Annotated in this window: 5 protein-coding genes; 3 read left to right on the forward strand and 2 right to left on the reverse strand. The window is 39.4% G+C overall.

The window, feature by feature from the left end; genetic code table 11:
- Positions 1-70: 70 nt before the first annotated feature.
- Positions 71-1420, reverse strand: coding sequence for an NADP-specific glutamate dehydrogenase (gdhA, locus tag RR45_RS02795; protein WP_031365738.1), 1350 nt, complete (start codon positions 1418-1420; stop codon positions 71-73).
- 157 nt (positions 1421-1577) lie between these two features.
- Here gdhA and RR45_RS02800 point away from each other — a divergent pair, with 157 nt between their 5' ends.
- From RR45_RS02800 to RR45_RS02810, 3 genes are all read left to right on the forward strand, one after another.
- Complete coding sequence (locus RR45_RS02800; RefSeq protein WP_031365739.1) at positions 1578-2666, forward strand: M24 family metallopeptidase; 1089 nt, start codon at positions 1578-1580, stop codon at positions 2664-2666.
- Between the two features lie 204 nt (positions 2667-2870).
- On the forward strand, positions 2871-5006 hold the full coding sequence (locus RR45_RS02805; RefSeq protein ID WP_031365740.1) for an ABC transporter substrate-binding protein/permease: 2136 nt from the start codon (positions 2871-2873) through the stop codon (positions 5004-5006).
- A complete protein-coding gene (locus RR45_RS02810; protein ID WP_031365741.1) occupies positions 5006-5746 on the forward strand; it encodes an amino acid ABC transporter ATP-binding protein in 741 nt (246 codons plus the stop codon). The genes RR45_RS02805 and RR45_RS02810 overlap by 1 nt, the downstream gene beginning before the upstream one ends.
- Positions 5747-5932: 186 nt before the next feature.
- On the opposite strand, the gene RR45_RS02815 is transcribed toward RR45_RS02810, so the two are convergent.
- The coding region (locus RR45_RS02815; RefSeq protein ID WP_143465079.1) for an InlB B-repeat-containing protein at positions 5933-7035 on the reverse strand (1103 nt) is incomplete at its 5' end.

A 7035-nucleotide genomic window follows, 5' to 3' on the forward strand; every position in this document is an offset into this window, starting at 1 on the left:
TCGTGATTCAAACAAAATCACCCTAACACCCTACTTGCACTGCGCGTTTACCAATTGATTATCTTGTTGCTTAAACGAGACCTTGAGCCAACATTGCTTCAGAAACTTTTCTAAAACCAGCAATATTAGCACCTGCTAGTAAATTATCAGCCAAGCCAAATTCTTGAGCTGTATCACGACAATTTTCATAAATCATTTTCATGATTTTATCTAATTCTTGATCAACAGTATCAAATGTCCATGACAAACGTGCTGAATTTTGACTCATTTCCAAAGCAGATACCGCAACACCACCTGCATTCGCTGCTTTACCAGGACAGTAAATGACTTTTGCAGTTTGTAATAAGTCAACTGCTTCAAGCGTTGTTGGCATATTCGCACCCTCAGCAACTATTTTAACACCGTTTTCGATTAAACCAGGAACGTGTTCAGGTAAAATTTCATTTTGAGTCGCACATGGTAGCGCAATGTCTGCGGCGATTTGAAGTGTCCAAACAGATTGGTCTGCAATATATTCAGATTCTGGTCTAGCTTTAACATATTCTGTCAGACGCGCACGCTTGACTTCTTTAATCTCTTTCAAAAGTGCCAAATCAATCCCAGCAGGATCATAAATATAGCCAGAAGAATCTGAAACGCTAACAACGAGACCACCCAATGCATGGACTTTTTCAATCGCATAGATAGCGACATTACCACTACCTGAAACCATGACTTTCTTATCTTTAAAGCTATCACCTTGGTCAGCTAAAAGATGTTTAACAAAGTAGACAAGACCATAACCAGTCGCTTCTGTCCGTGCTAAAGAACCACCGAAAGTCAAGCCTTTACCTGTCAAAACGCCTTGAGCGTTACCACGCAAGCGCTTATATTGACCATACATGTAACCAATCTCACGACCACCTACCCCAATATCACCTGCTGGAACATCTAAATTAGGACCAATATGACGATGTAATTCTGTCATGAAACTCTGACAAAAGCGCATGATTTCTGCATCAGACTTCCCCTTCGGATTGAAATCTGAACCACCTTTACCGCCACCAATTGGTAGACCAGTTAAGGCATTTTTAAAGATTTGTTCAAATCCTAAAAATTTAAGGATAGATAGGTTGACTGAGGGATGAAATCTCAAACCGCCTTTATAAGGACCTATTGCTGAATTAAATTGAATACGGAACCCTCGGTTGACTTGCCACTTGCCGGCATCATCTTGCCACGGCACACGAAATTGAATGGCACGCTCAGGCTCCGTAATCATTTCTACTAAATTATGTTCTAAAATTTCTGGATGTTGCGCCAAAAAGGGGGTAAGGTTGGCAAAAAACTCATCAATAGCTTGCAAAAACTCTGGCTGATGTGGATCTCTAGCATGAATTTTTGCTTGCAATGCTGCTAATTCTGGTGTTGCTTGTGACATAAGGCCTCCTTTGATTTGTAAAACATGATTGACATAATGATTATATCATATGTTTCTCCTAAAAAGCATCCTATTTAATTTATTCCAATTTTTAAACTTTATAACTATGGCCTATTTTTGTATGGTAATTTATGTGACAAAGTGGCAAAATAGAGATATGACAAAACTAACTGACATTGCCACATATCTCGGCAAAGAAAATTGGGATATGACTTTTATCACCAATCCAACGACTGTTAACTATTTAACAGGCTTTTCAATGGATCCTCACGAACGTATTTTAGGTTTGATGATTTTCCCTGATTGCGAGCCACTTTTGTTCACACCCGAGCTTGAGGTTGAAAAAGCTAAAGCCCATGTTAATTTTGATGTCATCGGTTACGCTGACAATGAAAATCCTTGGGCTAAAATCAAGTCTCACTTGGCGGGACACCAGATTAAAACAATTGCAGTCGAATATGATCATCTGATTCTCAGTAAGTCTGACGGTCTCAAATCCGTCTTTGACGGCATCTCTTTTAACAACCTGACACCATTGATTAACCGAATGCGTCTAATCAAATCTGACGATGAAATCCAAAAAATGCTCGTCGCGGGTGATTATGCGGACAGATGTTTTGACATCGGTTTTCAGTTTGCAGGCTCTGAACCTGGGCTGACAGAGATGGATGTGGTCGCAAAGATTGAGTTTGAAATGAAGCGTCAGGGTATCTCTGAGATGAGTTTTGATACCATGGTCTTGACGGGAGCTCGTGCGGCTAATCCTCACGGGGTTCCAGAGGCTGTGACGATTCAACAAAATAAACTTCTGCTTTTTGACCTAGGTGTTATGTCTAATGGTTATGCCTCTGATGCAAGTCGGACAATTTCGATTGGTCAGCCAAGTGATGTTGACCGAAAGATTTACGAGATTACACGTGAGGCGCAACAAGCAGCTTTTGACTTTGTAAAACCTGGTGTGACCGCCTTTGAGGTTGATAAGGTGGCGCGAGATGTCATCACTAAAGCTGGTTATGGCGACTATTTCACACACCGAACCGGACACGGCATTGGCATGGATGTGCATGAATTTCCTTCAATCGGCGGTAGCAAAGATATTACCATTGAAAAGGGGATGTGTTTCTCAATTGAACCTGGTATCTATATCCCGAATCAAGTGGGCGTACGTATCGAAGATTGTCTATATGTAACAGAAACTGGTGCAAAAAGTTTTACGCAAACATCAAAAGACTTGTTAATTTTCTAAACTATCGTCAAGCACCTGATATGACTGGTGCTTTTCGTTTCCCCTTTGTTCAATGGTTATAGCTGATTCGAAAAGCTATCAACGTTTGATGTTGATTACAATGTCAGAAAAACTAACATATCAAAAAACTGTTCTTTATTTTCTCGCATTTTTATGATAGAATTATACAGAATATAGTTTGAATATTTTGAAAGGGAATCAAACATGAAAAATAAATTATTGATGCTACTCACGGTTTTCATCACCTTATTCTCGGCAACTATTGTTAAAGCCGAAGATAAAGTGGTAAAAATAGCCAGCGACTCGACCTATGCGCCTTTCGAGTTCCAAGATGCCAATAAAAAATACGTCGGAATTGATGTTGACTTGATGCAAAAAATCTCTGAGATGAATGGTTGGCAACTTGACCAATCCTTCCCAGGTTTCCAAGCTGCCCTAGATCAGCTAAACGCAGGTCAGACAGATGGTGTTATCGCTGGGATGTCTATCACAGATGAACGGAAGAAAGTTTTCGATTTTTCTGATTCTTATTATGCATCATCAGTTGTCATTGCTAGCAAAAAAGGCAATAAAATCTCAGCCTATAATCAACTAAAAGGGAAATCAGTTGGTGTGAAAAATGGCACAGCATCACAAGATTTCCTATCGAAAAACAAAGCTAAGTACGGCTATACGATTAAAACCTATGATGAAGGCTCTCAATTATATGAAAGCTTAAAAGTCGGTGCTGTTGATGCCATTATGGATGATGAGCCAGTGCTCAGATACGCCATTAATCAAGGACAAGATTTTGAAATCAATATGTCCGGTGAAAAAATTGGCGACTACGGTTTTGCTGTCAAAAAAGGCACACATGCTGATTTGATTACAGGCTTTAATAAAGCCTTAAAAGAACTCCGAAATAATGGTGGCTACGATGCTATCCTCAATAAATATATCAAAACTGAGACTGAAAAAGACATTAAACCAGTCAAATCAGACTATCGCATCGTATCAGACTCTCTTTTTGCACCTTTTGAATTCCAAAACTCTTCCAAAAAATATGTCGGGATTGATGTTGATTTGATGCAGGCAATTGCCAAAAATCAAAAATTCAATATCACTATGGACTTCGTCGGTTTCCAAACCGCAATTGACCAAACACAAGCTAGTCATGCTGACGGCATGATTGCTGGGATGTCAATCACAGATGAACGAAAAAAAGTCTTTGACTTCTCTGATCCTTATTTCACTGCTAATGCGACCATTGCTGTCAAAAGCACGACCACTAATATCAAATCTTATAAAGATTTGAAAGGGAAAACAGTCGGTGTCAAAAACGGTACAGCATCTCAAACCTTTCTTGATAAAAACAAAGATAAATACGGTTACTCTGTAAAAGTTTTTGATGCTGCGGATACCATGTATGAAAGTTTAAATACTGGCTCTATTGATGCCTTTATGGATGATGAACCTGTCGTTAAATATGCAATCTTACAAGGCAAGAAGTTTGCAACACCGCTTGAACCTGAAAAAATCGGGGAATACGGATTTGCTGTTAAAAAAGGCACAAATCCTGAATTGCTTGCCATGTTCAATGCTGGACTCGCTAAGCTCAAAGCCAACGGTCAATATGACACCATCGTAGAAAAATATATGGGTAATACAGATTCTGAAGACAATAAAGTGGATGAATCTACTATAATTGGTATTATCAAAAATAACTGGCAACAATTAGCCAAAGGACTTGGTTATACACTTTCGTTAACGATTGTTTCCTTTATTTTAGCCTTAATCATTGGTGTTATTTTCGGTCTATTTAGCGTTTCACCAAGTAAATTCTTAAAGGGCTTTACAAGAGTCTATGTCGATCTTGTTCGCGGTGTGCCACTGATGGTACTTGCCATCTTTATCTTCTACGGTATCCCCAACTTAATTGAATCAATTACAGGTCACTCTAGTCCACTTAATGATTATGTTGCGGGTGTTATTGCCCTCACACTGAATGCCTCAGCTTATATCGCTGAAATCGTCCGTGGTGGGGTTAATTCTGTACCGATTGGTCAGATGGAAGCCTCACGCTCACTTGGTATTTCTTATGTTAAAACAATGCGCCGCGTCATTCTCCCACAAGCAGTTAAAATTACGATTCCTAGTTTGGTTAACCAATTCATCATTTCACTGAAAGATACAACGATTATCTCAGCTATCGGTTTGATTGAATTACTCCAAACTGGTAAAATCATCGTTGCGCGTAACTTCCAATCATTCAAAGTTTACGGTTTGATTGCATTAATCTATCTCGTCGTTATTCTGTCTTTAACTATCTTTGCACGTCGACTTGAAAGGAATATGAAATAATGGCAAAATTGAAAATTGATATCACTGATTTGCATAAGTCATTTGGTAGTAATGAAGTCTTAAAAGGTATCACGACACGCTTTAACGAAGGTGATGTTGTTTGTATCATCGGTCCATCTGGTTCTGGTAAGTCAACTTTCCTGAGAACACTGAACGGCTTAGAAGAAATTACATCTGGCACTGTTATTGTAGATGGCTATGATTTGACCAATACAAAAACTAATCTTAATCAAGTCCGTCAAGAAGTCGGTATGGTGTTTCAACAATTCAACCTCTTCCCTAACATGACAGTACTTGAAAATATTACTTATGCACCACTCGAGCTCAAGAAAATGAGCAAAGATGAGGCACATACGAAAGCCCTTGATTTGCTTAAAAAAGTTGGGCTGTCTGATAAAGCTGATGCCATGCCTGAGAGCTTATCTGGTGGTCAGAAACAACGTGTGGCGATTGCCCGCGCATTGGCGATGGATCCTGACCTGATGCTCTTTGATGAACCAACCTCAGCACTTGACCCCGAAATGGTCGGTGATGTCCTTGAAGTCATGCAAGAGCTTGCCAAAGAGGGCATGACCATGCTCATCGTGACACATGAAATGGGCTTTGCACGTAAGGTGGCAAACCGCGTTATCTTCACGGATGGCGGTGAAATCTTAGAAGACAACACACCCGATCAAGTCTTTGAAAATCCACAACATCCACGATTGAAAGACTTTTTGAATAAAGTTTTGAATGTTTGATTGAAAAAAATTCTCCTAGCAATTTGAATGCTAAGAGAATTTTTTATTATCGTCAATCAAACTCCCTAACAACGGTAGGAGTTTGATTGACGATAGTTTGTATAAAAGCAAGTCACATTGATGTGACTTGCTTTTAAATTGAATTTTAGTACATCTATGACTAGCCTAGGTAATCTTACTAGATTGTTAATCTAATTGGATGGCTAAAGCGGGACGAACTGGTAATTTTTCGTTGACAACGTGGTAGAAAGTATAGTTACAGAAGTTACCAGCATAAACAAATCCTGGAGCAGTAGCGATACGACCAGCTGACCTAAGCCAAAAATCATGATGGTTGGCATCAACGTTACCAAAGTCTAACAAAGTGGTATAAATGTCTTTGCCATTTGACATTGATGATCCACCAGCATATTCATATTCACCAAACGTGCTTTTATCTAGGGTTTGGATATCACCATAACTCAAGGCAAAAGCTTGTTGTTTAAAGTCGTTCACGTTTGTTAGAGGTGCCAACGAGATTGGAAAACGAGCATCCGTGTAGTAAGACTGCATATCTTGCCAGACCCAATTCTTGTAATCTATTGCTCTTCCAGAGACTGTATTAAACGACATATTCTCGCTATAGCGCGTCCAATTCGGCTGATCTAAATCAACAGGTAGGACGTAATTGCTATAAGTTGACGCAATATTGTCCTCGTAGTACTTGTCAATCACTTTTTTAAGATTACTTTCTCCATAACCAGTCGCTGTTGTTGCATCATGGAAATATGAATTCTTTCCTGTGGTATCAAACTGCACCATAACATCGCCATCACAAGTTTCTTGGTCGGTTAAGGCTTGTTCTTTGATGATGAGTGCTTGATTGCCATTACTAGAGTCTGCCATATCTGCTTTTAGAACACGCCACCAGCTATTAGAAAGCCAAACCCTATCAAATTGTGTACCAAGCGTCCCATCGTCATGGCCTCCTAACTCTACAATCGGTAAGCCCCATTTCGCATAGAGCGTGATATTTGATGTAATTGGTGTGTCAAAATCGAAAGGCGTTGTCAATGATTCATCTATATACCAATTTTTAAAAGTAAAATCATGAGCTGGTGCATCATTAGCATCAGTGACATTTTTTATCGTATCATCTAATGACGGATTTTCTGGATCAGATGGTTTTGCAACCGTGTTACCATAGGTCACTGTTGCTGATGGTACAGCATCGCCACCCTTACTATCAAATATTACCGTATAGGTAACATTCCATTTAGCATAAAGCGTAACGTCTTTAGCTGGCATTT

Origin of the sequence: Pseudolactococcus chungangensis CAU 28 = DSM 22330 (genome assembly GCF_002441885.1) — a bacterium.
GTDB lineage: Bacteria > Bacillota > Bacilli > Lactobacillales > Streptococcaceae > Pseudolactococcus > Pseudolactococcus chungangensis.

What these genes read in the sequence shown, in the direction of transcription:
- gdhA (WP_031365738.1), bottom strand. Translation starts at nt 1,420, where the DNA reads ATGTCACAAGCAACACCAGAATTAGCAGCATTGCAAGCAAAAATTCAT.
- RR45_RS02800 (WP_031365739.1), top strand. Translation starts at nt 1,578, where the DNA reads ATGACAAAACTAACTGACATTGCCACATATCTCGGCAAAGAAAATTGG.
- RR45_RS02805 (WP_031365740.1), top strand. Translation starts at nt 2,871, where the DNA reads ATGAAAAATAAATTATTGATGCTACTCACGGTTTTCATCACCTTATTC.
- RR45_RS02810 (WP_031365741.1), top strand. Translation starts at nt 5,006, where the DNA reads ATGGCAAAATTGAAAATTGATATCACTGATTTGCATAAGTCATTTGGT.